This window comes from Bacillus cereus group sp. BfR-BA-01379, assembly GCF_022663605.1.
GTDB lineage: Bacteria > Bacillota > Bacilli > Bacillales > Bacillaceae_G > Bacillus_A > Bacillus_A mobilis.
Window position 1 is genome coordinate 1 of sequence record NZ_JAKUFT010000344.1, and the last position, 213, is coordinate 213.

The following is a 213-nucleotide window of genomic DNA, read 5'->3' on the forward strand; positions in this document are numbered from 1 at the left end:
GGGCCTTGTACACACCGCCCGTCACACCACGAGAGTTTGTAACACCCGAAGTCGGTGGGGTAACCTTTTTGGAGCCAGCCGCCTAAGGTGGGACAGATGATTGGGGTGAAGGCGTAACAAGGTAGCCGTATCGGAAGGTGCGGCTGGATCACCTCCTTTCTATGGAGAATTGATGAACGCTGTTCATCAATATAAGTTTCCGTGTTTCGTTTT

At 51.6% G+C, this 213-nt stretch carries 1 rRNA gene; it reads left to right on the plus strand.

Features of this window, described 5'->3' with window-relative positions:
• Positions 1-159, plus strand: a 16S ribosomal RNA gene (locus tag MR113_RS28170); the annotation flags it as partial.
• Positions 160-213: the final 54 nt, after the last annotated feature.